Below are 24605 nucleotides of genomic sequence, written 5' to 3'. Positions count from 1 at the left end.
CAAGAGGGTCAACGCGAACCGGCCAGCGCCGCGAATCCGCGTGCCAGGTCGGCCGTCAGGTCGGCTGGCGCTTCCAGGCCGATGTGCAGCCGCACGACGGCGCCGCGCGGGCTCCAGTCGGTCACACTGCGTGCGGCGCGCATGTTGGTCCACGCCACGAGGCTTTCGTAGCCGCCCCATGACGAGCCGCGGCCGAAGAGCTCAAGCGCATCAACGAAGCGCTCGACCGCCGCGTTCTCCGTGCCCGGCTTGAACTCGAACGAGATCAGTCCGTTGGTGCCGCTGCAATCGCGCTTCCAGATGTCATGGCCCGGGTGCTGCGGTAGAGCGGGGCAGAACACCGTCGCGACCTCGGACCGCGCTTCGAGCCAGTGCGCCACTTCGAGCGCGTGCCGCTCGTGCATCTGCAGCCGCGCGGAGAGCGTGCGCATGCCGCGCAGCACCAGCCAGGCGTCGTCGGGGCTCACGGTCATGCCGAAAGCGTCGCAGCGTTCGTTGAGCGGCTGCCACGCTTCGCGCGTGGTGGCGACGGTGCCCATCATCACGTCGGAGTGGCCCGAGAGGTACTTGGTGGCGGCCATGGTGGAAATGTCCGCGCCGAGCGCGAGCGGCCGGTATTGCACGCCCGAACCCCAGGTGTTGTCGGCCGCGAGCAGGGCGCCGCGTGCATGCGCGAGCGCGGCGAGCTTGGGCAGGTCGCACATCTCGTAGACCAGCGAGCCGGGGCACTCGGCATACACGAGCCGCGTGGTGGGCTCGAAGAGGTCCTCGATACCGCTTCCATCCGCCGCGAAGAAGCTGCTGCGAATGCCATACGGCTCGAGGAACGAATGCACGAGGTTGCGCGTCGGCTCATACACGCTGTCGGACATCAGCACGTGGTCGCCCGGCTTCAGGTACGACAGCAGCACCATGCCGATGGCCGCGAGCCCGGTCGGAAAGAGCCGCGTGCGGTAGGCGCCTTCGAGCTCGCTCACCGCGTCTTCGAGCGCGAAGGTGGTGGGCGTGCCGCGCGCGCCGTAGCTGAAGGCGCGCTCTTCATCGCGGCGTGCGCGGGTGTCGCGCATTGCGGCGACGCTGTCGAACAGCACGGTGCTGGCACGCACCAGGGGCGTGTTGACGGGCGTGCCGCCGAAATAAGCTGGGGATTTGCCGGTGCGCGTGAGCCGGGTATCGAGGGCCTGGGCCGCGGGGTCTTCTTTGTGCGAGTCGGACATGGTGGTGTTCTATCGAGCGTGGGCCAAGCCTCTATGGTGCGTCAATCCGCCTTCGCACCGGAGAGCTTGACGATGCGGGACCAGCGGTCGATGTCCAGTTTCAGCTGCGCGGCGAAGGCCTCCGACGAGTTGGCCACCACTTCGCTGCCGCCATCGTTCACCAGCTTGGTCACCTCGGGCAAGCGCAGCGTGCGCACGATGGCTTCGTTCAAATACGCCACGCGCTCGGGCGGCGTGCCGGCCGGTGCGAAGAAGCCGTACCAGTCTTCGAAGCGCGCGCCGGCATAGCCCAGCTCTTCGAGGGTCGGCGACTTGGCGAACACGCCGATGCGGCGCGGGCTGGTCACGGCGAGCACGCGCAGCTTGCCGTTCTGCACCAGGCCCGCGACCGAGGCGGTGGAAGTCACGAGCACATCGACCTGCCCGCCGAGCAGGTCGGTCAGCGCGGGGCCGGCGCCCTTGTAGGGCACGTGGGTCATATCGATGCCGTTGTCCTTGGCGAGCACCACGCCCACGAGGTGCGAGAGCGTGCCGTTGCCCGGCGTCGCGTAGGTCACCTTGCCGGGCTTCGCCTTGGCCTTGGTGGCGAGGTCGGCAAAGCTCTTGAGCGCCGAGTTGGCGTCGACCACGAGCGCGAGCGGCGCTGCGTTGATCTGCGTGATCGGGATGAAGTTCTTCACCGGATCGAACCCGGCCGAGGCGTAGAGCGTGGGGTTCACCGCCATGATCGACACCTGCGAGGTGAGCACCGTGTAGCCGTCGGGTTTTGACTCGGCCACCGTCTTGGCGCCGATGTTCCCGCCGGCGCCGCCGCGGTTGTCGACCACCGCGGCCTGTCCCATGATTTCCGGCAGGCGCGTGGTGACCAGCCGCGCGGTCGCGTCGTTGCCGCCGCCGGGCGGGAAGGGCGAGATGAACTTCACTGTCTGCGTCGGGAAGCCGTTGCGCGCGGGCAGCGGATCGGCCGATGCGGGCTGCAGGGCCAGCGCCGCGAGCCACGTGGCGGCAAGGGCGAGACGAGCGAGATGCGGAACGCGGAAGGCAGACGACATGGCAGGACTCCTGAAATAGGAACGGACAACGACGAGCGGAAATGGAGAAAGCGGTGGCTAGGTGTGCGAGGCGGCCGAGGGCAGCCTGAAAGCGGCGCGCTCCCGCGCATCGAGCTGCGCGACAAGGCCTGTCTCCCACGCGAGGTAGCGGCGCGCGGCCTCCTTGTTGCCGTCGTGCCGGTCGTGCACGAAGAAGAGGTAGTCGATGCAGTCGCTGTCGGCGGGCAACGCGGGCGTGGCTTCGACTGGCAGTCCGGCGGCTCGCCATGCGGCCATGCCGCCTTCGAACAGGAGCGGGGCGTGATCGGCGAGTTCGGACGCGGCGGCCCATGCGGCGAGCGCGGTGTCGTCGGCGACCAGCACGATCTGTCGCGTCTCGCCCTGCACGTCTTCGGCAAGGCGCGGACGAATCGACCAGCGCGCCTGCGGGATGTGACCCGCGCGAAATTGCATGCTGCCGCGCAAGTCGATCAACGCGACGTCGTTTTGCGCGAGCCGCGCAGACAGCGTTTGCGCATCGATCGTCTTCAATTCGGGGGCAGTCGACGCGGCTGCGGGCGCGAGCGAGAGCCCGCTCGCGAGCCCGCCTTCGAGCACGCTCGCGTCGTGCCCCATCTGCCGCAGCCAGCTCGCGATAGTGGGCGCACGCACGCCGTCGTTGTCGATCAGCACAAGCCGCGCACCGCGCACGCCGAAGTACTGGTCGCCGGCCTGCATCAACTGGCCGCCGGGCGTGTGCTGCGCGCCGGGCAGGCTGCCGGCCGCGAACTCCTCGGGCGTGCGCACGTCGCAGAGGAACAGGGTGCGATTCGTTTCCGCTGCCCATTGCCGCACTGTCTTCGCCGTCACCGTGGGCACATCGAAGCGCTCGGCCAGCGCCTTCGCGGCGGGGCGCAGGTCGGTGTTGCCGCTGTCGGCCGCATAACGCTGCGTGCCGCCGTGTTCGAGCGTGTGGTCGTTCAGGTACCAGCCCTGCGTGCCGTTCTCCAGCGCGTAGACCGGGTTCGGCAGCCCGAGGTTGATGAGCGTCTGCGCGCCGATGATGCTGCGCGTGCGGCCCGCGCAGTTGATGACGATGGGTATGGTCGTGTCGGGCACGAGCTGCCGCACGCGGTAGGGCAGTTCGCCGTTGGGGCAGCAGGTGGCGCCGGGGATGTTCATCTTGTGGAACTCGCTGACGGGGCGGCCGTCGAGCACCACGACCTTGTCCTTGCGCGCCAGCATCTCGGCCAGCTGGTCGGCGCTGACGCGCGGCGTGTGGTACGTCTCCTCGGCCAGTTCGCCGAAGGTCTTGGAGGGCAGGTTGACGCCCGCGAAGAGCACGTAGCCCGCGGCCTTCCACGCGGGCGCGCCGCCTTGCAGCACATGCACATCGGTGTAGCCCAGCGTGGCCAGCCGTTCGGCCGCGCGCAGGGCCACATCGGATTCGCCATCGTCATATGCGACCACCCGCACGCTGCGGCGCGGCACGAGGCGCGGTGCGTCGATCTCGAGCCGGCTGAAGGGCAGCGGGATGCCGTAGAACAGGTGCGCCTCGCCGTACTGGCCGTGCTCGCGCACGTCGAGCAGTGCGATCTCGCCGCCGTCGTGCAGCCAGGATTTGAGGGTCTTCGGGTCGATGTGAGAAGTCATGAGGCAAGTCGTTGGGACGAACGAGGTCCTGCAAGGCGAGCGCCTCGCATGAAAGAAGGTGAAGCGAAGAAGGAAGAAGAGGCCTAGCGGCGTGTCTGCACGCCGATGCCCATCGTCTGGTAGGTGCCTGCAGCCATGTCGTACGCGGTGCGCTGGTTCAGCGTCTCGAGCGCGCGGCCGTACATGTGCAGGTGGCGAATGATCTGCTCGCCCTGGATCTCGACCGAGTGGATGTCTTCAGGCATCAGTGCGATGCCTCGTCCCTGTTCGCCAGGCGCGACGACGACCAGCGCCGTCTCTTCGAGCTTGCCGACGCCCGGCACGGAGCCGTCGTCGATGCGCACATATACGCGGTTGTGCTCGGTGCCTTCGACGGCCGCGATGCAGGCCCAGGTCGTGTGGTTGTGCGGCACGATCTTCTTGCCCGGGCGCATCACGTTCAGGTAGAGCGCGTAGCTCTGGTCCGGGTCTTCGGCGATCAGGTAGCGGGCCTGGTGCTCGCCGGCTTCGGGCGGCGGAAAGTCGGCGGCGCCCCAGTACTCGGTGTGGGCGGCCAGGCTTTGCAGCGAACCGAGCACCGCATCGAGTTTTTCGCGGGTTGGTTCAGCGCCGCCGATGGCTTTCTTCATTTCGGCGATCGATGCCTCGACCGCTTGGCGGCGTTGCTCGGATGGGGTGCTCATGCGGTTTCTCCAGTGGGGTTGCCTGTTTCGTGTGCATTCACTGTAGTGACGGCGGCGTGACGCAACAATCCAAGCAGCAGAAGAAACACATCAATAAAATTAATGTATGCCCACGCTCGATCTCGAACTGCTGCGCTCGTTCGCGGCCGTTGTCAGCCATCACAGCTTTGCGGCGGCCGCCGTGCACCTGGGGCGTACGCAATCGGCGATCACGCAGCAGATGCAGCGGCTCGAAGAACAGATCGGCCATCCGCTCTTCGCGAAGCAAGGCCGCCAGAAGCGGCTGACCGAGCACGGCGAACGGCTGCTGAGCTATGCGCACCACATGCTCGCGCTCAACGACGAGGCATTGCGCAGCCTGCGGCAAGGCCAACTCGAAGGCAACCTGCGCATCGGCGCGCCGCACGACGTGGCCGAGACCATGCTGCCGCTGTTGCTGACGGAGATGGCGCGCACCTCGCCGCTGCTGCAGCTGGACATCCACATAGGCCGCAGTCCCTACCTCATGACCTCGCTCAAGAGCGGCGAGGTCGACATGATCATTTCCAACCGCGCCGATCCGCAGTCGCAATTCGAGGGCGTGGTGCTGCGCAACTCGCCCACCGTGTGGCTGTGCGCGGCCGGCTATGTGCACGACCCCACGAAGCCGGTGCCGCTCATCATGGCGGACGGGCCGAGCATCTTCCGGCGCATCGGGCACGAGGCGCTGGATGCCGCGGGCGTGGCGTGGACACCGCGGTACACGTCGTCGAGCCTGATCGGCATCAAGGCGGCGCTGCGGGCGGGGCTCGGTGTGACGGCGCGAGGCGTGGAGCAGTTGGATGCGGGATTGCGCGTGCTGGGCGCGGGTGACGGGATGCCGCGGCTGCCTGACCTTGCGTACTACCTGTATGTGCGCAGCCATGTGGTGAACCCGGTCACGCGGCAGGTGTTCGAGACGTTGAAGAAACACCTGCGGTTGCCGCGGACGGACATGCCGGCCTGACGGCGTTTGCGTCGGTGCCGAATCCGCCGGCCCCTTCTTTGCGTAACTGATGGGTGTGCGAAAAATCCCATCGGTTTCGAGACAAAGGTGTTCATGAAATTTCCCTCTGGCCTGGGTTCGAAGCCCTGGCTGCTTGGCGCGCTCCTGGGCAGCGCCGCAGCGTCCGCCCAGCAGACCCACCTGCCTGCCATCGAGATCGTCGGTCCGCGCGATGCCTCCATCGGTGTGGCGGACAGCGCCAGCGAAGGCGCGGTAGAGCGCGAGTCGTTCCAGACGCGGCCCAAGCTGCGGCCCGGCGACATCGTCGAAGCGGTGCCGGGCGTGGTCGCTACGCAGCACTCGGGCGACGGCAAGGCCAACCAGTACTTCCTGCGCGGTTTCAACCTCGACCACGGCACCGATTTCGCCGTCACGGTCGACGGCATGCCGGTGAACATGCCCACGCACGGACACGGCCAGGGCTATGCCGACCTGAACTTCCTGATTCCCGAACTCGTGTCGGGCGTGCGCTACCGCAAGGGGCCGTACTTCGCCGAGAGCGGCGACTTCTCGCTCGCGGGCAGTGCGTCGCTCGACTACTTCAGCGTGCTCGATGCGCCCTTTGCCGAACTCACGCTCGGCGCCAACAACTTCAAGCGCCTGCTGGCCGCGGGCTCGCAGACCCGCGAGGACCAGACCTGGCTGGGCGCCATCGAGATCGAGGGCAACAACGGGCCCTGGGACGTGCCGGAGAACTTGCGCAAGGTGAGCGCCGTGGCGCGCTACTCGCAAGGCTCGCCCACGCGCGGATTCAGCGTCACCGGCATGGCCTACAAGAGCCGGTGGACCTCGACCGACCAGGTGCCCGAGCGCCTGATCGACAGCGGGCAGCTCTCGCGCTTCGGCTCGCTCAACCCCACCGACGGGGGCACCACCGAGCGCGTGAGCCTGTCTGGCAAATGGTTCGACAAGGGACCCGAAGGCGAGACGACGATCAGCGCCTATGCGATTGCCTACCGCTTCGGCCTGTTCTCCGACTTCACCTATTTCCTGAACAACCCGGTCAACGGCGACCAGTTCGAGCAAACCGACCGCCGGCGCATCTTCGGCGCGCAGGCGGCCCGCACGATGCCGACGAAGTTCGGCGGGCTGGACGGTGTGCTGAGCTTCGGTGCGAGCTGGCGCGGCGACCGGATTTCGGAGGTGGGCCTCTACGACACGCAGGCGCGCGAGCGGCTCTCGACGGTGCGCAACGACAAGGTCTCGCAGGACCTGTTCTCCGTGTACGGCCAGCAGCTCGTGTATTTCACCGACCGGCTGCGCGGCTACGCGGGCGTGCGCGGCGACATGCTGCGCTACCGCGTGGACGGGCGCGAGCCCGTGTACGGCGCGGTCAACAGCGGCAGGGGCCGTGATTCGATCGCGAGTCCCAAGGCCGGCCTCGCCTTCGCGCTGACGCCGCAGCACGAGCTCTACCTGAACGCCGGCGTCGGCTTTCACAGCAACGACGTGCGCGGCGCGACCATCGCCGTCGACCCTGCGAGCGGCGCGGCCGCCGATCGCGTGCCGGCGCTCGTCAAGGGACGCGGTGCGGAGCTGGGCTGGCGCTTTCAACCCGACGAGAACTTCACGGCGACGGTGGCGCTGTGGCAGCTCAAGCTGGATTCCGAACTCGTGTACGTCGGCGACGCCGGCACCACCGAGCCCGGACGCGCCAGCAGCCGCCGCGGCATCGAGGCGACGTTGCGCTGGAAGCTGGCCGACGCCTGGCGCGTGGAGCTCGACGGCGCGGTCTCGCGCGCGCGCTTCAAGGGCCTCGCGCCCGAAGGCGAAGGCAACTACATCGACAACGCGGTCGAGAAGGTGTTTGCCGCCGGGGTCACGTACACGCAAGGCCCGCTCACCACGTCGCTGCGGCTGCGCTACCTGGGCCCGCGCGCGCTCGACTCGCGCAACATCGAGCGCTCGAAGGCCGCGACGCTGCTCAACCTGGGCGTCCGCTACGCCGTCAACCCGCGGCTCACGCTGGGCCTGGACGTCTTCAACGTCGCGGGCAAGAAGGGCAACGACATCGAATACGCCTACGCTTCGTGCACCGCGGGAGAGATCGCCAGCGGTGCCTGCGGCGAAGGCATCGACGGCCGGCATGTGCATCCGATGGAGCCGCGCAGCGCGCGCGTCAGCGCGCGGTGGACTTTCTGAACGCTGAGCGGTCGGGCGTCAGTTCAACGGCGTGAGGTGCGAATGCGGATGTGCCGGTGCATGCGGTGTCGCGTCGTCCGTCAGCGCCACCACGTTCGCGTGGCCATGGCGAACGCCGCGCAGCGACATCAGCTGGTCCGCCACATCGTGCACGGCTGCTACCGGACCGCGCAGCACCACGCACTCCATGCAGCTGCCGTGATCCAGCGGCGTCTGATGGCACGCGACGGCCATGCCATGGTGCGCATGGCGCAGCGCCAGGAGCCGCGCGGCCAGCGCGAGCTCGCGTGTGTCGTACACATAGCTGACGTTCGCGATGCATGACGACACGACGGCGTCGAACTGCATGCCCCTGAGCCCCGCGCGACCGAGCCCGTAGCGGATCAGGTCGCGCACAGCCTCGGAACGGCTCGAGTAGCGCTTCTGCGCAATGAGCATCTCGAACTGCCTTGCGAGTTGCTCGTCGAGGGAAATGGTGAAGCGGTTCATCGGCGGTATGCCAACAGGTACGCGACCTACCGCCCGCCGGATTCAGCGCGCGTGCTTCCTCAGGAGAACGGCAGCACCTTCACGTCGAGCACGCGTTCGCACAGCCACACCGTGGCGAGGGCCACCGCGGCGGCTGAACCGCCGTGCAGCACCAGTGGCGGATACCGCCGCCAGTTGCGCAATCCCAGCAGCACGACGAGCGCCACGGCCACCACCGCCAGTTGGCCGGCTTCCACCCCCAGGTTGAACTGAAGCAGCGCGAGCACGAACTGCCGCGTCGGCAGTTCGAGTTCGCCCAGGGCGCCCGCGAAGCCGAAGCCATGGATCAGGCCGAACAGGAAGCTGAAGAGCTTGCGGCGCCCGCGCAGCACGGGCCAGATGTTGTCGAGCGCCGCCACGATGATGGTGAGCGCGATCGCGGGCTCGATGATGCGCGGCGAGATCGTCACGATCTTCAGCCCCGCGAGCGCCAGCGTGATCGAGTGCGCGATGGTGAACATCGTCACGATGCCGAGCATGGGCAGCGCGGCGTCCTTCCATGCACGCACGGGCGTCCAGCCGCCGCCCTGACGCTTGAGCACGGCGGGCAGCAGGAGGCAGATCAGAAACAGGATGTGGTCGTAGCCGATCAGGATGTGGTGGATGCCGTCGCGAAAGAAGCTGGCCGGAGGTGCGGCACCTTGGGTGTCAGCCCATTCGATGGAGACGGGGCCGGCCGATGGGTCCAGCGAGCGCGGCAGCAGCGGCGCGGCGGCGCCTCTGGTTTCCGCGCGCAGCAGGCCGCGGTGCGTCGGGTCCACGTCCTGGAAGAGACGGTACTCGACGGACAATGGATCGGCCGCGCCGCACGGTGCGCGCATCTGCAGCACGAGGTAGGCGCCGTCGATGCGGTTCTCGATGGCAGGCGCCTGGGTTTCGGCAGGCGCGCATTGGCCACCCTGAAGCCGCAGCCGCCCCAGCGCATAGGCCTTGATGTCGTCCAGGCGGGTGCGTACTTCGCCCCAGGACAGTTTCTGGTCGGCATTGGCGTCCAGGTCGAGCACTGCATCGAGGTCGCGCAGCGCGATGTCCCAGCGCAGGTCGATGCGGTCGCCGTCGCGCGAGAGCTGAAGGTAGGCGTCGCTGGCCTTGTGCGCATGCGCCGGAAGCGCGAGCAAGGTGAGCAAGGCGAGCATCCAGAAAAACAGCGAGGCCGGCAAGGAACGAAAGCTGCGCGAGGTCATGGCGTGGCGTTCAAAGCAGCGCATCGACACGTGCATCGCGCAAGCCGGTCTGCCGCACCAGGGCCTTGACTTCGGCGCGCGCCGGCTCGTCCTTCGCCGCGACGGCGGCGCGGGCGAACAGCAGCAGATCGATCGGTTCGCGTTGCAGCTTCACGTTGAGCCTGGCGAGGTCGAGCGCGCGCTTTGCATTGCCTTCGACATCCAGCGCGAACATCGCTTCCTCGCGCGCATGAACCGCGGTGGTGCCGGGCCGCTCGGCGGCCGCGCCGAAGCGGGCCTTGAGTTCGTCCGCGTCCGCGCGTGCGCCGTCGAGACCGCGCGCGGCGATGGCCATGCGCAGCAGCACTGCATCGCTGCGTGCTTCCGTCCCCAGCAGCGCGGGGATCTCCTTGGGCCGGCCGGCGCGCTGCAGGTAGTCGCTGTAGGCGAGCAGCAGATAACCCGAGCGCTCGGCCTGCAGCGCGCGGCGATAGGTGGCGTCGGCCTCGGCGGGGCGGCCGGCGAGCTCCTCGATCTCGGCCAGGCTCGTGAGCAGCCACTGGCGCGTGCCGGCCTGTTCGTGGGCCTGGAGTTGCGGGTCGTCCAGCAGCTTCTTCAAGGTGCTTCGCGCCTCGTCGTGGTTGCCTCGCAGGCCGGCGTTTTCCGCGATGCACGCGAGCGCGTAGAGCGCCGGCCCAACGCGGCCGAGCGCGCGGCAGGCCGCGTCCGATTCGTCGTAGCGGCCGCGCACGCGGTAGATGGTGGCCAGCGTGATCCAGGCCTGTGCATTGGACGGTTGCCGGGTAAGCGCGACTTTCAGCAGCGCCTCGGCGCCATCGAAGTCGTGCAGGAACTGCGCGATGGTGGCGCGCATCACCAGCACGGCCGGTGGCGCCTCTCGGGGCGGCAGGGCGGCCCAGTGGGCGAGGGCGCCCATGGCATGGCCCGCGTAGCGCGCGTCGCCCTGCGAGCGAGCGAGCTCGAGGTAGCGAGTGGCCGCGGTGATGGCCACGGTCACGTCCGTGGGCCGTTGCTGGAGTTCGCGGCGCAGCGTGCGCGCCTCCCGCGACCATCCGGCGACGGCGGGCAGCGATTCCACGACCTCGTTGTCGTCGGTGGGAACGCGGGGCGCGGCGCCGACGCAGGTCGTCGCCGCGGCCATCAGGAGGGCGACGAAGAGGGAGACGGCGCCCGCCTGCAAGGCATGCCGTGTGGGCGGACGCCGGCGCATCGTCTTCACTCGGTGGAAACGGGGTCCTTGGTCTCCGAGGTGGGCGGCGGATCGAACATCGCCACGTCGGCGGGCTCGACCGTGTCGAGGCCGCCTCCCGTCACCAGCGCCTTGACGTAGGCAATGAAGGTGTCGTACGCATCCGCTTGCGGCGGCGGCGTCGTCGTCGGCGGTTGTCCCCCTCCGGCGGGCGGGAACGGATAGAAGCTGAAACCCCCGCCGCCGCCGCCACCACCACCGCAACCCGCGAGGATCGCGGCGACCAGGAGCGGGCCGGCGACGCGATAGAACTTGTTCGTTGTCATGACGTTCTCTTTATTGAGCGCCAGGCAGCGGCGTGTTCAGGTAGGGGAAGGTTTCCGGAAACTGCGCCGCGCTTTGCATCGCGCCGTCGGTGATCGCCGCCGAGCCCGCGGGCGCGTCGGACGGCTTGCAGCCGACCTTCAGCGTGTCGGAGGCGCCGGTGGCCACGCACAGCACGCCCATGGCCACGCGGAGTTCCGCATCGACCACGTCGTCGCCCGGGCGGCGGCCGTTCGGGAAGCCGGCCAGGTCGTTGCCCAGCACGCCCAGGTTGTTCTGGGTGGCCTTCGGCGTCGGGGCGATGCCGGTGTTCAGGCGCAGCATTTCGGAGGCGGTCACGTTCGCGGGCTTGTTGACGCCCTCGACGCCCGTCAGGAACGCGGCCACGAGGTCGGTGCGCGGGAAGTTCGTCGGCGCTGGCGCCGAGGGGAACAGCGTCTGCACGAGCGCGGGCAGCGTCGGGTTGGTCACGTAGTCGGCGAACTGCCCGTCGTCCTTCGGCTTGGAGCTGTTGAAGCGGTCCTTGTCCTTCAGGCCGATGACGACCTCGTTGACCAGGGGCATGCCCAGGCGCGAGACCTGCGCCCATGCGCCACCCGCCAGCGTCGTGGTGCCGTGGCCGCGCTTGGGCGGGCTCGCGACGAGCTGGCCCTGGCGCACGCTTGCGGTGGTCCAGCCGCCGATGATCGGCTTGCCGGCGGTGGTGACGCACGCGATCGGCACTTCGAGCGCCATGGTGGTGACGTTCTTGCCGGCGAGTGCGTCGGGGTTGCCGTTCGGCGTACCGAGCGGGTTCAGGTTGATCAGGTCGAAGACCTGGCCCAGAGCCACGCTGAACGGGTCCTTGCGCTGCCCGACGAACACGCGGCCCGGTGCCGCGCAGCCCGGGATGTTGACGTTGTAGAGATGCTGGGCCGCATAGGCGGCATAGCCCGTGGGGCCGCCGAAGGTCTTGTCGCCGATGTTGTCGGTCGGCTTGTCGAATTCCTTGACGCCACCGGCCGCGGTGACGGCCTCGCTCACGCCGGTGCGGCGGTCGCCGCGCACGATGTTCAGCGTGAAGGTCTCGCGCAGGTTGCTGGTGGCCTGGTTCGGACCGGTGATGCCACCGGCTTGCACCAGCGGAATGGAGACCTGCTTGCCGGCGATGGGCAGCTGAATGTCGCGCAGCGTGTTCTTGAAGCGGAACTGGAAGGTGATGTTCTCGACCGCATCGCCGTCGGTGTCCAGGTGGATCTCGTAGAGCGCGTTCGGGTCCATCGCGAAGTAGTTCGGGCCGCCGTACGGGCTCTGGTCGGGCTGGTAGTTCGCGATGAGGGTGACGTAGTCCTGGCGGCCGGTCTCGTAGCTGCGGAACATGTAGAAGTCGGTGGCGTCCACCTTCGGCGTGCCGGCGATCGATGGCGCCTCACGGTGGCTGGAGGCAAAAGCGCCGGATGCCGTCATCGTGCACGCCGCGAGAACGCAGGCATGCAGGGGAATTCGAACGAAATTCATTGCTGTCACCCTCGGTAGGAGTCGGTTGTTGGAAGGAGTCCAACTCCAATACGGAGGCAATGGCTGAACGGTTTGTCGGACGGTGGCCCGTGAATTTCATACGAAACGGGCGTGGCGTCATACGCCCGGCGCTGCTGTTCTTCAGGTCGACCAGATCCGCGGCGTAGCTGCTGGCAATTGCCACAACTCGGCCCGCCAAGCCTGCCAAACATCTCTCAGCAACTGCATCGCAGGCTCCACCACAGGCGCCAGCACACGCAGCACAACAACTTCCGCATGCGGGCTGGTCGCACCGGCGCTGTCGAACAGCTCGTGTGCTTCAAGCAATCTGCGCGCATGCGCCAGCAGCGCTTCGCGCCGCGCCCGTGTCGCCGGCGAGCCCGACACGAAGAACAGCGATGCAATGCACTTGTGCCCGCCAAAACCCAGCGGGCTTCGCAGCAGCCGCTCATCCGCCGCATCGATACGTCCTCGCTCCAGCCAAACCCCGGGCACTTCGATGTGCTGCAGATAGCTGCCTCGTTCGAACGGCTGGTTGGCGTTGGGCAATCCGAGCGCCGTCACATCCCATCCGATCATCTCGGCGCCCGGCTCGACCTCGATCGTCAGCCGGTTCTCCGCCTGGCATCCGCTGTAGCAAATGGCTTCCAGCGGCAGCCATTCAAGCCGCGCGCCCCTGCCCAGTCGAATGCGCGTGCGTTGCAACGCAAGCTCGCCTTCAGAGCGATAGAAGCGCGAGGCCCCTGGCGTGGTGATCAGCCCGTGGCTGCCATCCGCCCCTTGGATGTCGATGTCGAGCGTGTCCCCCCCGACCAAGCCACCCGGCGGATGCACCAGCACGTTGTGGCAGATCGCATCGCCTTCGGGGTACAGGCTCTGCAGGATGCGCAGCGGCCCGTCGTGACGGAAACGGGCGACGGTGCGGTCGGATTCTTGTTGGTAGTCGAGGTGGAGACGGGCGTGCCAGGGCATGCGGCGAGTCTATCGAGCCATGACGCCGCTCTCGCCGCTCAGACTTTCCAGGCCCCGTCGTGCGCCGCGGCGGATTCGTCCAGCAACGCCGGCCCGATGCATTCGATCGGGTGCGGCGAGGCGCGGAACACGTCCCGGCACGACAGCTCCGCATCGCGCTGGTCCTGCCGTTCACCGCGGAACACGCGCAGGCGTTCGGCGTCGATGCCGAACACCACGCGGCCGATGTTCGACCAGAAGATCGCGCCCGCGCACATCACGCAGGGCTCGCCCGAGGCATAGAGGGTGGCGCCCGCGAGCGTGTCGCGCGAGATGCCGCGGCCGGCCAGCGCGCGGATCGCATTCGTCTCGGCGTGACCGGTGCAGTCGCCCGTCTCGCCCGTGTTGTTGTAGGCCTCGGCCAGCACCTCGCCGTCGGCGGAGACGATGACCGACCCGAAGGGGCGGTTGCCCTGGCGGCGCGCGAGGTGCGACCAGCCGATGGCCTTGCGCAGATACCGTCCGTCGCGCTCGTCGAGCGTGGTTTCTTCGGGGAGCGAGGTCGTGTTGTTTGTGTTGCTGAAGTTCATGCCTTGGTGGAAATCGTGCGTTCGATCATGCGTTCGTTATGCGATGGGAGCATCGAGGTGTTGAAGATGGCGTCGGCCGCGGGCTTGACCTTGAGTCCGAAGACGTCGGACACCTCGTCGACCTGCTGCTCGAGCGTGAGCTTTCGGATGTCGCCGAGGCCGTGGCCGCGCGTGTCCGCCGCGCCCACATATTGCGCCGTGACGCCCCAGCGTTCAAGTTCGATCTTCTCGTCGAGGATGGGCTCGCGCTGGCGCATGGCGGCGATGCTGGGCGCCGGGTTGGCGAAGGTCTTGACGATCGCGCGGTTGGTCGCGCGCAGGAAAGCGGCGACCACCTTCGGGTTCTGCGCGATAAGGTTGCTGCTCGCAAGGATCGCGTTGCCATAGAGGTTGACGCCCGCATCCGCGTACTTCAACACCGAGAGCTCCTCGGGCTTCATGCGCGCGAAGAGCGAGATCGCCGAGTCGTGGAAGTAGGTGGCGGCATCGACGTCGCCGCGCACCATCACGTTGTCGCGCGCGCTGAAGTCGGTGGTCTGCCACTGGAAGGCATCGCTGCGCATGCCCTGCTTGCGCGCGACCATCGGCCATGCGCGGCGGGTCGATTCGACGGCGGCGGCCGCCACCTTCTTGCCCTGCAGGCTCTTGAACTCGCCGGTCACGCCGCGGTCCTTGCGGCCGATGATCACGAACGGTGCGCGGTTGTAGTACTGGTACACGGCCTGCACCATCGGTGTGCCGGGGTTCTGCGCATTGAACTCGACCAGCGAGCTGATGTCGCCCAAGCCCATCTGGTAGACGCCGCTCGCGATGCGCGTGATCGAGGCGACCGATCCGGCGCCGGTGTCGATGCTCACGTCGAGCCCTTCGTCCCGGTAGTAGCCCTTGGTGTGCGCAAGGAAGAAGGGCGCGGTCTGGCCGTTGATGCGGAAGTCGAGCGTGAACTTGATCGGGGTGAGCTTGCCGGTGCCTTGGGCCATGACTGAAGGGGCGGCAAGTGTCGCGGCACTGGCCGCTAGAAAGAATCGACGTTGCATGTGGGGCCTCGGAATCTTCGGGTCTTGAAAAAACCTTCCGCTGCAAGAACAAAGCAGAAGGCGCTTCAAGAGCAATTTCCGGGCGGGCGCACGTTCGTGGTGCGTGCGCTGCTGAACGCTTCTACTCTTGCGATGGCTGATGCACGACGCATGCCAAGGGGTTTTTCTCGGGCTTTGTGACGATGGCTTGGCGCATCGGCTGGGCCGCGCGCACAATCCGGGCGCGCAATTTGCAAGGCAGGTTGCGCAGAGTAGAAGCGTTCAGCCGCACGATGTTCCACGCAGCATCCAGGCAGGAAATTGCTCTTTCAGGTTCGTTCGTACCCACGCGCAACAACAGAAGGAGTCCACGCATGCTCGTTACCCGACAACCCGTCTTCCGCAAGTTCTGGCATGCCGTCATGCCGCTCACCGAACTGGCCGATGGCCCCAAGCCTTTCAGGCTGCTGGGCGAAGACATCGTTCTCTTCATCGACGCCAGCGGCGAGCCGGCCGCGCTGCGCGATCGCTGCTGCCACCGCACGGCGAAGCTCTCGAAGGGCTGGTGCGTCGATGGCCAGGGCAAGGCCTGCGGACAAGGCGCCATCCAATGCGGCTACCACGGCTGGACCTACGACCGCAGCGGCCAGGTCATCCGCATTCCGCAGTACGAGGCCGACCGCAAGATATCGCCCGAGTACCGCACGACGGCCTATCGCTGCACCGCACATTACGGCTACGCGTGGGTGGCACTTGAAGAGCCCATTGCCGACATCCCCGAGATCCCGGAGTTCGCCGACCCGGCCTACCGCACGATCTTCCAGTTCCACGAAGAGTGGCAGACGAGCCCGATGCGCGCGCTCGAAAATTCATTCGACAACTCGCACTTCAGCTTCGTGCACCGCGCCACCTTCGGCGTGGCCGCGAGCCCGAAGCCGAGCAAGTACGAGCTGGTGGAAAACGAGTCGGGCTTCTACGCGGAGACGGTCATCGAGGCGAGCAATCCGGTGAAGTTCCATGCGATCAGCGGCGTGACCGATGCGATCACCACGCGCCACATGCGCAACGCCTATTTCCTGCCGTTCTCGCGCCGCCTCGACATCGAGTACCCGAGCGGCGTGCGGCACATCATCATCAATTGCTTCACACCCATCGACGACGGGCGCATGCAGCTGTGCCAATGGCTGTTCCGCAACGACACCGAGGCCGACTGCGCGGCGCAGCTGCTGATCGATTTCGACGCGGAGATCACGCGCGAGGACAAGGACATCCTCGAATCGACCGACCCCGATGCGCTGGTCGACACGCGGCGGCGCGGTGTCGAGTATTCGATGGAGTCGGACCGGCCCGGCATGCTGATCCGCAAGCACCTGATGCAGTTGCTGGCGAAGCATGGGGAGGCGGAAGTGCACCGCGGGAATTCTGCGGGCCCCGTCATCACCACCACCGTTCGGGCTGAGCTTGTCGAAGCCTCGCGCAGCGCTTCGACAAGCTCAGCGTGAACGGTTCGAGGGCAGGGCGCTGCTCAAGCCGGCGCTGTAGCCGGTTGCGGGCGCGCGCCACGCGAGGGCGCCTCTTCGTAGCGGTCCATGCCGAGCCCATCGGTGCGGATGTCCGGCTGCTGGCCCATCACCATGTCCGAGATCAACTTGCCCGAGCCGCAGGCCATGGTCCAACCCAGGGTGCCGTGGCCGGTGTTGAGGAACAGGTTCGCATAGCGCGTGGCGCCGACGATGGGCGTGCTGTCGGGCGTCATCGGGCGCAGGCCCGTCCAGAAGGTGGCGCGCGGCAGGTCGCCGCCGGGGAACAGGTCGCTCACCACTTTCTCGAGCGTGGCGCGGCGGGCCGGGTTCAGCCGCAGGTCGAAGCCGCCGAGCTCGGCCATGCCGCCGACGCGGATGCGGTTGTCGAAACGCGTGACCGCGACCTTGTAGGTCTCGTCGAGCACGGTCGATTGCGGCGCGAGCGATTCGTCGAGCAACGGCACGGTGAGCGAGTAGCCCTTGACGGGGTACACGGGAATGTCGAGGCCCAGCGAGGCGATGGCGGCGCGCGAGTAGCTGCCGAAGGCCATCACGTAGCGGTCGGCTGTCAAGATCTTGCCGGTGGTGGTGCGAACGCCGGTGATGCGGGCGCCGTCGGTCTCGAGGCCATCGATAGCCTGACCGAAACGGAAGTCCACGCCCAGGCCGCGCGCGATGTCGGCGAGGCCGCGGGTGAAGAGGTGGCAGTCGCCGGTCTCGTCGTTGGGCAGGCGCAGGCCGCCGGTGAGGCGATCGCGCGCGCCGGCCAGCGCGGGCTCGACGCCGGCGAGGGCGTCGCGGTCGAGCAGTTCGTAGGGCACGCCGCATTCCTCGAGCACCGCGATGTCCCGCTGCACCGCGTCGAGCTGGGCTTGTGTGCGGAACAGCTGCAGCGTGCCGCCGGTGCGGTGCTCGTATTGCAGGCCGGTATCGGCGCGCAGCTGTTGCAGGCAACCGCGGCTGTATTCGGCCACGCGCATCATGCGTTCCTTGTTGACCGCGTAGCGCTCGGGCGAGCAGTTGCGCAGCATCGCGGCCATCCAGCGCAATTGGAACAGCGTGCCGTCGGGGCGGATCGACAGCGGCGCGTGCTTCTTGAACATCCACTTGATCGCCTTGAGCGGAATGCCCGGCGCGGCCCACGGCGTGGAGTAGCCCGGCGACACCTGCCCGGCGTTGCCGAAGCTGGTTTCCTCCGCGGGGCCGGACTGCCGGTCGAGCAGGGTCACGTCGGCGCCGGAGCGCGCGAGGTAGTAAGCCGTGGTGGTGCCGATCACGCCGCCGCCCAGAACGATGACTTTCATGGTGTATCCGCAGATTCAGATGGAATACATGGAATCTAAAGTGCACAATGCAGTGGATTCCATTGTTTTTCAGGATTTCGCGGTGAAATTCGCTGTCGAAAATCCCCCAACGCAGCCCGAGGAGTGAAATGCCGGAACTCGACCGAATCGACCGCAAGATCCTCGACCTGCTGCAGCGCCAGGGCCGTGTTTCGATGACTGAATTGGCCGAGCACATCGGCCTCTCGGCCTCGCCTTGCGCCGAGCGCGTCAAGCGCATGGAGCGCGACGGCGTCATCACCGGCTATCACGCGCGGGTGTCGCCCGAGGCGCTGGGCAAGACGCTGCTGGTGTTCGTCGAAATCAAGCTCTCGGCCAAGTCGGGCGATGTGTTCGACAAGGTCAAGCAGGAACTGCTGCACATGCCCGAGGTGCTCGAATGCCATCTGGTGTCGGGCAGCTTCGACTACCTCGTGAAGGCGCGCCTGAGCGGCATGAGCGAATACCGGCACCTCTTGGGCGACATCCTCAAGAAGCTGCCGGTCGCGGCCGAATCGCACAGCTACGTGGTGATGGAGGAGATCAAGGAAACGCTGGTGCTTGCCGTGGACCGCTGACGACTACGGATCGCCGCGACTACCATCCGGTCGCGCCAACGAATCTCTTTTCATCCCCAAGGAAACCGGCATGAGCATTTCGATCCGCCGCGACGGCACCACCGGCACGCGCCACATCCTCAAGATCCGCAACCACGAAATCCCGGTCGATGCTTCGCCGGCCGGCGGCGGCAGCGATGCGGGCCCTGAGCCGCACGACCTCTACGACGCTTCGCTTGCGGCCTGCAAGGCGCTCACGGTGCTGATCTACGCGCGCCGCAAGGGCATTCCGGTGGAAGACATCGAGGTGGTCGTCGATCGTGACGACAGCGAGGAGCGCAAGGGCATCTACCGGTTGAAGTCGGGCCTGCGCTTGACCGGCGATCTCACCGAAGCGCAGCGCGACGAGCTGCTGCGCGTGGCGGGCAAGTGCCCGGTGCACAAGCTCATGACCGAAGTGAAGACCGAGATCGAGACCGGCTGGGCCGACTAGCCTTCGGCCTTTTTGCGCGCGGCCTCCACGCGCTTCGCATAGCGATCCCCCCAATCGGCCAGCGGCCCGAGCGCCGCATTGAGCGTGGCGCCCAGCTTCGTTTCCGAGTATTCGACACGCGGCGGCACTTCATGAAAGGCCTCGCGGTTGACCAGACCATCGGTCTCCAGCTCGCGCAGCTGCTGGATCAGCATCTTCTCGCTGATGTCGGGCAGCAATCGCTTCAGCTCCCCGAAGCGGCGCGGCTGCACATGCAGCTCCCACAGGATGACGGCTTTCCACTTGCCGCCGATGACTTCGAATGCGGGCCCGATGCCGCAGTTGTAGGGCTTCTTTGCTTTCATGCCTCGATTCAATACATACGTTTTGGTAAGTACCACACTTTATGGTAGGTACTTGACCGTTTGCAAGTGGAATTCCTACGATGCACCCGTCATCACAAGCTTGCAATATCTGCATTGGAATCGCCATGAGCAACAAGGAAGTTTCGGTTCTCGGCCTCGGTTCGATGGGCGTCACCATCGCGCGGCTTTATCTCGCGCGGGGCTACAAGGTCACGGTGTGGAACCGCACGGCTGACAAGGCCGATGCGCTGATCGCGAAGGGCGCCGTGCTCGCCCGCAGCGCGGCCGAGGCGGTGCGCGCCGCCAAGGTCGCGGTGATGTGCGTCTACGACTACCGCGCTGCTGAAGCCATCCTCGCGATGGAGGGCGTTGCGGCCGCCATGGACGGCCGCCTGCTGGTTCAGCTCACCACCGGCAGCCCCAGCGATGCGCGCGATGCCGAGATGTGGGCACACAGGCACGGCGCCACTTACCTCGAAGGCGCCATCCAGGCCGCACCGGACCAGATGGGCCAAGCCGACACACCGATCCTCATGTCGGGTGCGGAGGCTGTTTTCCGCGAAGCGGAGCCGCTCCTGAAAGTGCTGGGCGGCGGCACCGTGTACCTGGGCGAGAACGCCAGCGCCGCCGCGGCGATGGACCTCGCGACGCTCTCCACCATCTACGGCACGCTGCTCGGCTTCATGCATGGCGCGCGCATCGCCGAGCACGAAAGGTTCGACGTGGCCGAATACGGCCGCATCGTCGCGGGGATCATGCCGACCTTCGCCGGCTTCCTTCAGCATGAAGGCGCCGTGATCCAGTCGGGCGACTTCAAGATCTCGCAGAGCCCGATGCGCATCTCGGTCGAGGCGACGCAGCGCATATGGCAGACGGCGCAGGAGGCGGGCATCAACACCGAGTTCCCGGCGTTTGCCGCGGGCCTCTTCAAGCGCGCGGATGCGGCGGGGCTCGGCGGTGAGGAAATCGCGGCGTTGATCAAGCTGCTGCGCTGACCGGTGGGCACGCCGCAGCGAAGTAGTGCTCGAACAGGCCGATGGCGGCGGCCTGCTGGCCACGGTGCGCGTGCCGCTGGCGGCGGCCGAGGCGCCCCAGCCCATGCTTTTCCCTCTGAAACCGCCCTCCGGGCACGGCCAAAGGGCTTGGTCAGGTCCATTTTGGGGCGGAGATTTACAATGCCCGGCTACCCCCGGCGCCGTCTACAGGACACTTTCACCAATGAAGTGGGTCATTCTTGCAATCTTCGCGCTCAGCGCGCTCTACGTTCACTTCCGCGGGCAGGTCCGGCATCGTTTCTTCAGACAGCTTTCTGATCACTCGACCTTCCTCGCGCCGCTGAACGTGTTCATGTACCTTTTCTCGAAGGTGCCCGGTACCCCGTACCTGTCGCCCGCGCAGTTCCCCGAGATGCGTGTGCTCGAAGAGAACTGGGAAGTGATCCGCGAAGAGGCGCTGGCCATGCGCAACGGCGGCAGCATCAAGGCCTCGAGCCAGTTCAACGACGTGGGCTTCAACTCCTTCTTCAAGAGCGGCTGGAAGCGCTTCTATCTCAAGTGGTACGACGAGGCGCATCCTTCGGCCGCCATCCTGTGCCCGCGCACCACCGAGCTGCTCAAGGGCATCGGCACCATCAAGGCCGCCATGTTCGCCGAGCTGCCACCTGGCAGCCGTCTCGTGCGTCACCGCGATCCCTTCGCCGGTTCGCTGCGCTACCACCTGGGCTTGTGGACGCCGGGTGTCGAAGGCTGCTACATCGACGTGGACGGCCAGCGCTACCACTGGCGCGACGGCGAGGCCGTGGTGTTCGACGAGACCTTCATCCACTACGCCGAGAACACCACCGACCACGACCGCGTGATCCTGTTCTGCGACATCGAGCGCCCGCTGAAGTACCGCTGGGCCAGCGCGGTGAACCGCTGGTTCGCCAAGAACCTGCTGGCCGCCGCGAGCTCGCCCAACGACGCGGGCGACAAGACCGGTGGCATCAACCGCGCGTTCAAGTACATCTACCAGATCCGTGTGATCGGCAAGCGCCTGAAGGCCTGGGACAAGCGGGCGTACTACCTCGTGAAGTGGTCCATCTTCGGCGGTCTGGCGCTCTGGATCTTCTGGTAATGGTGAACGGGGCTCACCACCCCTAGTCTTCGCGCACTTCGTGTCGCTTCGCCTTGCCGCTGCTGGGGGGCAACACCCGAGAGCCGGCAAGGCCGGTTCCTCGGTAATCCCGAAGGATCAGGCCTCGGCCAGCACCAGCCGCTTGCGCTTCGTGCGTGCCCAGCCGACGAGCACGGCCAGCAGCGTGCCGCCGACCACGTCGAGCAGCACGTGCTGCCGCGTCGCCAGCGTCGAGTAGACGATGCCGAAGGCCCACAGCAGGTTCACCCATTGCGTCCACGCGGGCGCATCCACGCTGCGCAATTGGCGGCCCATCAGCATGGCCGTGAACACCGCGAAGGCCACGTGCAGCGATGGGAAGGCATTGCCGCCGACGTCCGTGGCCTTGAGGAACTGCAGCGCCGGGTACTGCGACCAATCGACCGCGAACACCGGCACCGTGGTCGGAAAGAACCAGAACACCGCGAGGCCGACGGCCGCCATGGTTGCGGCGCCCCGCGCGCAGGCCCACAGCTCGGCCTTGTCTTTCGCGAAGGCGGGGGCGAGCGAGATGTAGAACCACAGCGAGCCGTAGAGCAGCATCGCGTCGTCGCTCACGTCCACCCAGTGATCGAGTGGCGTGAGCGGCATCACCGTCGGCGTCGACGGCGGGTTGTGCATCACCCAGAAGTACAGGAAGAAGAAGCCCGAGATGCCGAGCGTGGTGCCGATCATCTTCACGATCCAGAACGTCGCGAACCGCTGTCCCAGTGCCAGGTACCACGGTACGGAAGGAAGGGCTGCGGGGCTTGAGCGGGATGTCATCACCGATGCGGCTTTCGGGGAGGGGGAGCGCCACAGCTTATGCAACCGCATTGCGTGAACATTGCGCAGCCCGACACGGGGCGGCAGGGGGCGGCAGGGGGCCTCTCCTAGAATGTCCCGCCCATCCGTTCGCACCGCCCACCTCTCATGAGAATCCTGCTCGTCGAAGACGAAACCGATCTGGCGCAGGCACTCGCGTCGGCCCTGCGTCAGAACCAGGCGGTGGTCGATGTGGCGAGCTCCCTGCGTGAAGCCGAAGAGGCCGCGCTCGGTGCGCAGCACGACGTGATCGTGCTCGACCGCGGCCTCCCCGACGGCGACGGCCTCTCGCTCGTGGCGTTCCTGCGCCAGAACGACATTGCCGCCGCGGTGCTGGTGCTCACCGCGATGTCCGATGTGGCCGAGCGCGTGCTGAGCCTCGATGGCGGCGCCGACGACTACCTCGCCAAGCCCTTCTCGATGGACGAGCTCATGGCGCGCGTGCGCGCACTCGCGCGCCGCCCCGCGGTGCGCGCCAGCCTCGTCATGACGCTCGGGCAATTGCGCTTCGAGCATCACACGCGGCAGGTCCATGTGGGCGAGGTTGGCCTCACCCTCCCGCGGCGCGAGCTGCTGGTGCTCGAAGCCCTGCTCGAGCACCGCGGCCGCACGGTTCAGCGCGAAGCACTGCAAGACCGCGTGTACGGCCACAAGGACGACATCCAGTCCAATGCGCTCGACACGCACGTCTCGCGCCTGCGTTCCAAGCTCGACAAGGCCGGTGCGCAGGTCGAGATCCATGCGATTCGCGGCGTGGGGTATCTCATCTGCGCGGCATCGGCGCTGTGAGCGGCATGAGCCTGTTCTCCCTGCGCTGGCGCCTGATCTGGAGCCTGATCCTGCTGCAGGTGGTGGTCGGCTCTCTGGTGCTGGGCGGCTTCCTCGGATTGGCCTGGATGCTGGGGCGCGTGGTCGACGAAAACGGCCAGGAAACGGTCGCGGTAATCGGGCGTGCGATGGTGCGCGGTGCCGATGGCCGGCTGGCCATCGAGCCGACACGGGAGTTGCGCAGGCTGCAGCAAGCCGATCCGCCGCTCTGGTTCATCGCGCGCGACGAGCGCGGCTCCGAGGTGCGCAGCGGCGATGTGCCGTCCGTCTATGCGGCGCTCATGAATGCGTTCGGCGACGTGGAGCGCGTGGCCCTCAATCCGGAAAACGACAACACCCGGCCCAAGGCCCGCTTCGAGCGCGTCGACACGCGCGCGGGCCCGGTCGCTGTGATGGCGCAAACCGGCGGTCCGCTGACGATGGAGAACACGCTCAAGGGCACGGGCCTCTTGTTCCTGTGGCTGGTGGCACCGATGGCATTGCTCACCAGCCTGGGCGTGATCCTGGCCACGCCCTTCGTGGTGAAGCGTGGGCTGAAAGGCGTGGTTGCCACCGCCGAGCATGCAGAGGGCATCGACGTGCACGAGCGCACCACGCGCCTGCCGCTGGCCAATGTGGCGAGCGAAATCCGACCGCTGGTCAATGCCGTCAACCGCGCCTTCGACCGGCTCAACGAAGGCTACGACCGGCAGGAGCGCTTTCTGGCCGATGCCGCGCACGAACTGCGCACGCCGATCACCACGCTGCAGATCCATCTGGAGGGCCTTCCGAACGATCCGCTCAAGGTGAAGCTGATGCAGGCCTCTGCGCGGCTCGCCATGCTGGCCGAGCAGTTGCTCGACCTGCAACGGCTCGACCACCTCGTGCCCCAAGAGCAGCAGGTGGACCTGAAGGCGCTGTGCGAGCGCGTGGCGGCCGACATCGCGCCGCTGGCGATCCAGAACCGCTGCACGCTCTCGGTCGATGCACCGCAGGCGCTGACCGTGCGCGGCGATGCGCCGTCGCTCGAACGCGCGCTCAGCAACCTGATCCAGAACGCCATCGAGCATGGCGGGCAGGGCTGCGACATCGAGGTGCGGCTGTGCGAACCTTCGTGCATCGAGGTGCTGGATTCAGGGCCCGGCATTCCCGAGGCGGACCGCGAGCGCGTGGTGGCGCCGTTTCACCGGCTCGTGCCGCGCGGGCGCGGTGCGGGGCTGGGGCTTCACCTCGTGGCCGAAGTTGCGCGCCTGCATCGCGGGCAACTGACCATCGGATCGAGCGAATCGGGCGGCGCGAAGATGCGGTTGGAACTGAACCTCAGCGCCTGAGAATCTCGTCGCCATGAACCTCATCGACCGGCTGCCCGAGCCCACGAATCTCGCCAGCGCGCAGGCGTTGATCGCGCGCGTGCAGGCGGTGCTCGATGCCCAGGGGCTCGCCATGCGCCCACCGCCGCCCGAGCCCACCACCTGCTGCGGGCGCGGCTGCAACGGCTGTGTGTGGGAGGGCTGGCTCGCCGCGGTGAACTACTGGCGCGACGAGGCCTCGCTGCTGCTGGCCTAGCGCCCG

Annotated in this window: 25 protein-coding genes; 10 read left to right on the top strand and 15 right to left on the bottom strand. The window is 67.2% G+C overall.

Annotation, left to right across the window (positions count from 1 at the left end; genetic code table 11):
- Positions 1–8: 8 nt before the first annotated feature.
- The 4 genes from metC to VARPA_RS23005 all read right to left on the bottom strand — a co-directional run bounded on the left by metC (position 9) and on the right by VARPA_RS23005 (position 4584).
- Positions 9–1217 (bottom strand): cystathionine beta-lyase, encoded by a 1209-nt coding sequence (metC, locus tag VARPA_RS23020; RefSeq protein WP_013542985.1) that lies wholly within the window; start codon positions 1215–1217, stop codon positions 9–11.
- A 41-nt stretch (positions 1218–1258) separates the two neighbouring features.
- Entirely contained in the window at positions 1259–2269 is a 1011-nt protein-coding gene (locus tag VARPA_RS23015; protein ID WP_013542984.1) for a Bug family tripartite tricarboxylate transporter substrate binding protein, read from the bottom strand.
- A gap of 57 nt (positions 2270–2326) precedes the next feature.
- Complete coding sequence (locus VARPA_RS23010; protein WP_013542983.1) at positions 2327–3901, bottom strand: rhodanese-like domain-containing protein; 1575 nt, start codon at positions 3899–3901, stop codon at positions 2327–2329.
- 83 nt (positions 3902–3984) lie between these two features.
- On the bottom strand, positions 3985–4584 hold the full coding sequence (locus VARPA_RS23005; RefSeq protein WP_013542982.1) for a cysteine dioxygenase family protein: 600 nt from the start codon (positions 4582–4584) through the stop codon (positions 3985–3987).
- A gap of 106 nt (positions 4585–4690) precedes the next feature.
- Here VARPA_RS23005 and VARPA_RS23000 point away from each other — a divergent pair, with 106 nt between their 5' ends.
- On the top strand, positions 4691–5569 hold the full coding sequence (locus tag VARPA_RS23000) for a LysR substrate-binding domain-containing protein (protein WP_013542981.1): 879 nt from the start codon (positions 4691–4693) through the stop codon (positions 5567–5569).
- 93 nt (positions 5570–5662) lie between these two features.
- Positions 5663–7750 carry a TonB-dependent receptor gene (locus tag VARPA_RS22995; RefSeq protein ID WP_013542980.1) on the top strand — a complete coding sequence of 696 codons (2088 nt, stop codon included), beginning with the start codon at positions 5663–5665 and terminating at the stop codon, positions 7748–7750.
- A gap of 18 nt (positions 7751–7768) precedes the next feature.
- On the opposite strand, the gene nikR is transcribed toward VARPA_RS22995, so the two are convergent.
- The 8 genes from nikR to VARPA_RS22955 form a co-directional block, all read right to left on the bottom strand.
- Positions 7769–8239 (bottom strand): nickel-responsive transcriptional regulator NikR, encoded by a 471-nt coding sequence (gene nikR / locus VARPA_RS22990; protein ID WP_013542979.1) that lies wholly within the window; start codon positions 8237–8239, stop codon positions 7769–7771.
- Positions 8240–8298: 59 nt separating this feature from the next.
- Positions 8299–9462, bottom strand: a complete 1164-nt coding sequence (locus VARPA_RS22985) for a HupE/UreJ family protein (protein WP_013542978.1) — start codon at positions 9460–9462, stop codon at positions 8299–8301.
- Between the two features lie 10 nt (positions 9463–9472).
- Positions 9473–10672 carry a tetratricopeptide repeat protein gene (locus VARPA_RS22980; RefSeq protein WP_013542977.1) on the bottom strand — a complete coding sequence of 400 codons (1200 nt, stop codon included), beginning with the start codon at positions 10670–10672 and terminating at the stop codon, positions 9473–9475.
- A 5-nt stretch (positions 10673–10677) separates the two neighbouring features.
- Positions 10678–10977, bottom strand: coding sequence for a hypothetical protein (locus VARPA_RS22975; RefSeq protein ID WP_013542976.1), 300 nt, complete (start codon positions 10975–10977; stop codon positions 10678–10680).
- Positions 10978–10987: 10 nt separating this feature from the next.
- Positions 10988–12472: a DUF4331 domain-containing protein gene (locus tag VARPA_RS22970; RefSeq protein WP_013542975.1), complete on the bottom strand. Its 1485-nt coding sequence runs from the start codon at positions 12470–12472 to the stop codon at positions 10988–10990.
- Between the two features lie 141 nt (positions 12473–12613).
- Positions 12614–13444, bottom strand: coding sequence for an urease accessory protein UreD (locus VARPA_RS22965; protein ID WP_013542974.1), 831 nt, complete (start codon positions 13442–13444; stop codon positions 12614–12616).
- A gap of 38 nt (positions 13445–13482) precedes the next feature.
- A complete protein-coding gene (locus tag VARPA_RS22960) occupies positions 13483–14013 on the bottom strand; it encodes a nucleoside deaminase (RefSeq protein ID WP_013542973.1) in 531 nt (176 codons plus the stop codon).
- Positions 14010–15050: an ABC transporter substrate-binding protein gene (locus VARPA_RS22955; protein WP_013542972.1), complete on the bottom strand. Its 1041-nt coding sequence runs from the start codon at positions 15048–15050 to the stop codon at positions 14010–14012. The genes VARPA_RS22960 and VARPA_RS22955 overlap by 4 nt, the downstream gene beginning before the upstream one ends.
- Before the next feature lie 353 nt (positions 15051–15403).
- On the opposite strand from VARPA_RS22955, the gene VARPA_RS22950 reads away from it, so the two are divergent.
- The gene (locus VARPA_RS22950; protein WP_013542971.1) at positions 15404–16531 is read left to right on the top strand and encodes an aromatic ring-hydroxylating oxygenase subunit alpha; all 1128 of its coding nucleotides are present in this window, start codon (positions 15404–15406) and stop codon (positions 16529–16531) included.
- 23 nt (positions 16532–16554) lie between these two features.
- Here the strand turns inward: VARPA_RS22950 and VARPA_RS22945 are convergent, their stop codons facing one another.
- Entirely contained in the window at positions 16555–17856 is a 1302-nt protein-coding gene (locus tag VARPA_RS22945) for a D-amino acid dehydrogenase (RefSeq protein ID WP_013542970.1), read from the bottom strand.
- A gap of 128 nt (positions 17857–17984) precedes the next feature.
- On the opposite strand from VARPA_RS22945, the gene VARPA_RS22940 reads away from it, so the two are divergent.
- Complete coding sequence (locus VARPA_RS22940) at positions 17985–18452, top strand: winged helix-turn-helix transcriptional regulator (protein ID WP_013542969.1); 468 nt, start codon at positions 17985–17987, stop codon at positions 18450–18452.
- A 70-nt stretch (positions 18453–18522) separates the two neighbouring features.
- Positions 18523–18924, top strand: coding sequence for an OsmC family protein (locus VARPA_RS22935; protein ID WP_013542968.1), 402 nt, complete (start codon positions 18523–18525; stop codon positions 18922–18924).
- Here VARPA_RS22935 and VARPA_RS22930 read toward each other — a convergent pair.
- Complete coding sequence (locus tag VARPA_RS22930; RefSeq protein WP_013542967.1) at positions 18921–19268, bottom strand: winged helix-turn-helix transcriptional regulator; 348 nt, start codon at positions 19266–19268, stop codon at positions 18921–18923. The two genes, VARPA_RS22935 and VARPA_RS22930, sit on opposite strands and share 4 nt — an antisense overlap.
- 125 nt (positions 19269–19393) lie before the next feature.
- On the opposite strand from VARPA_RS22930, the gene VARPA_RS22925 reads away from it, so the two are divergent.
- Together VARPA_RS22925 and lpxO are read left to right on the top strand one after the other, a co-directional pair.
- Positions 19394–20263, top strand: a complete 870-nt coding sequence (locus VARPA_RS22925; RefSeq protein WP_013542966.1) for an NAD(P)-dependent oxidoreductase — start codon at positions 19394–19396, stop codon at positions 20261–20263.
- Between the two features lie 223 nt (positions 20264–20486).
- Entirely contained in the window at positions 20487–21383 is an 897-nt protein-coding gene (lpxO, locus tag VARPA_RS22920) for a lipid A hydroxylase LpxO (protein WP_013542965.1), read from the top strand.
- 117 nt (positions 21384–21500) lie between these two features.
- Here lpxO and VARPA_RS22915 read toward each other — a convergent pair whose 3' ends face one another.
- Entirely contained in the window at positions 21501–22187 is a 687-nt protein-coding gene (locus tag VARPA_RS22915; RefSeq protein ID WP_041943013.1) for a phosphatase PAP2 family protein, read from the bottom strand.
- Positions 22188–22334: 147 nt separating this feature from the next.
- Here VARPA_RS22915 and VARPA_RS22910 point away from each other — a divergent pair, with 147 nt between their 5' ends.
- Genes VARPA_RS22910 through VARPA_RS22900 form a run of 3 tightly spaced genes read left to right on the top strand, consistent with a single transcriptional unit; the run spans position 22335 to position 24599 of the window.
- Entirely contained in the window at positions 22335–23015 is a 681-nt protein-coding gene (locus VARPA_RS22910; protein WP_013542963.1) for a response regulator transcription factor, read from the top strand.
- Positions 23016–23020: 5 nt separating this feature from the next.
- Complete coding sequence (locus tag VARPA_RS22905; RefSeq protein WP_013542962.1) at positions 23021–24364, top strand: sensor histidine kinase; 1344 nt, start codon at positions 23021–23023, stop codon at positions 24362–24364.
- Between the two features lie 13 nt (positions 24365–24377).
- Positions 24378–24599 carry an oxidoreductase-like domain-containing protein gene (locus VARPA_RS22900; protein WP_013542961.1) on the top strand — a complete coding sequence of 74 codons (222 nt, stop codon included), beginning with the start codon at positions 24378–24380 and terminating at the stop codon, positions 24597–24599.
- The last annotated feature ends 6 nt before the right edge of the window (positions 24600–24605 follow it).

The sequence above is a fragment of the Variovorax paradoxus EPS genome, assembly GCF_000184745.1.
GTDB classification, from domain to species: Bacteria; Pseudomonadota; Gammaproteobacteria; order Burkholderiales; family Burkholderiaceae_C; genus Variovorax; species Variovorax paradoxus_C.
This window is presented reverse-complemented; position numbering and strand designations above follow the sequence as displayed.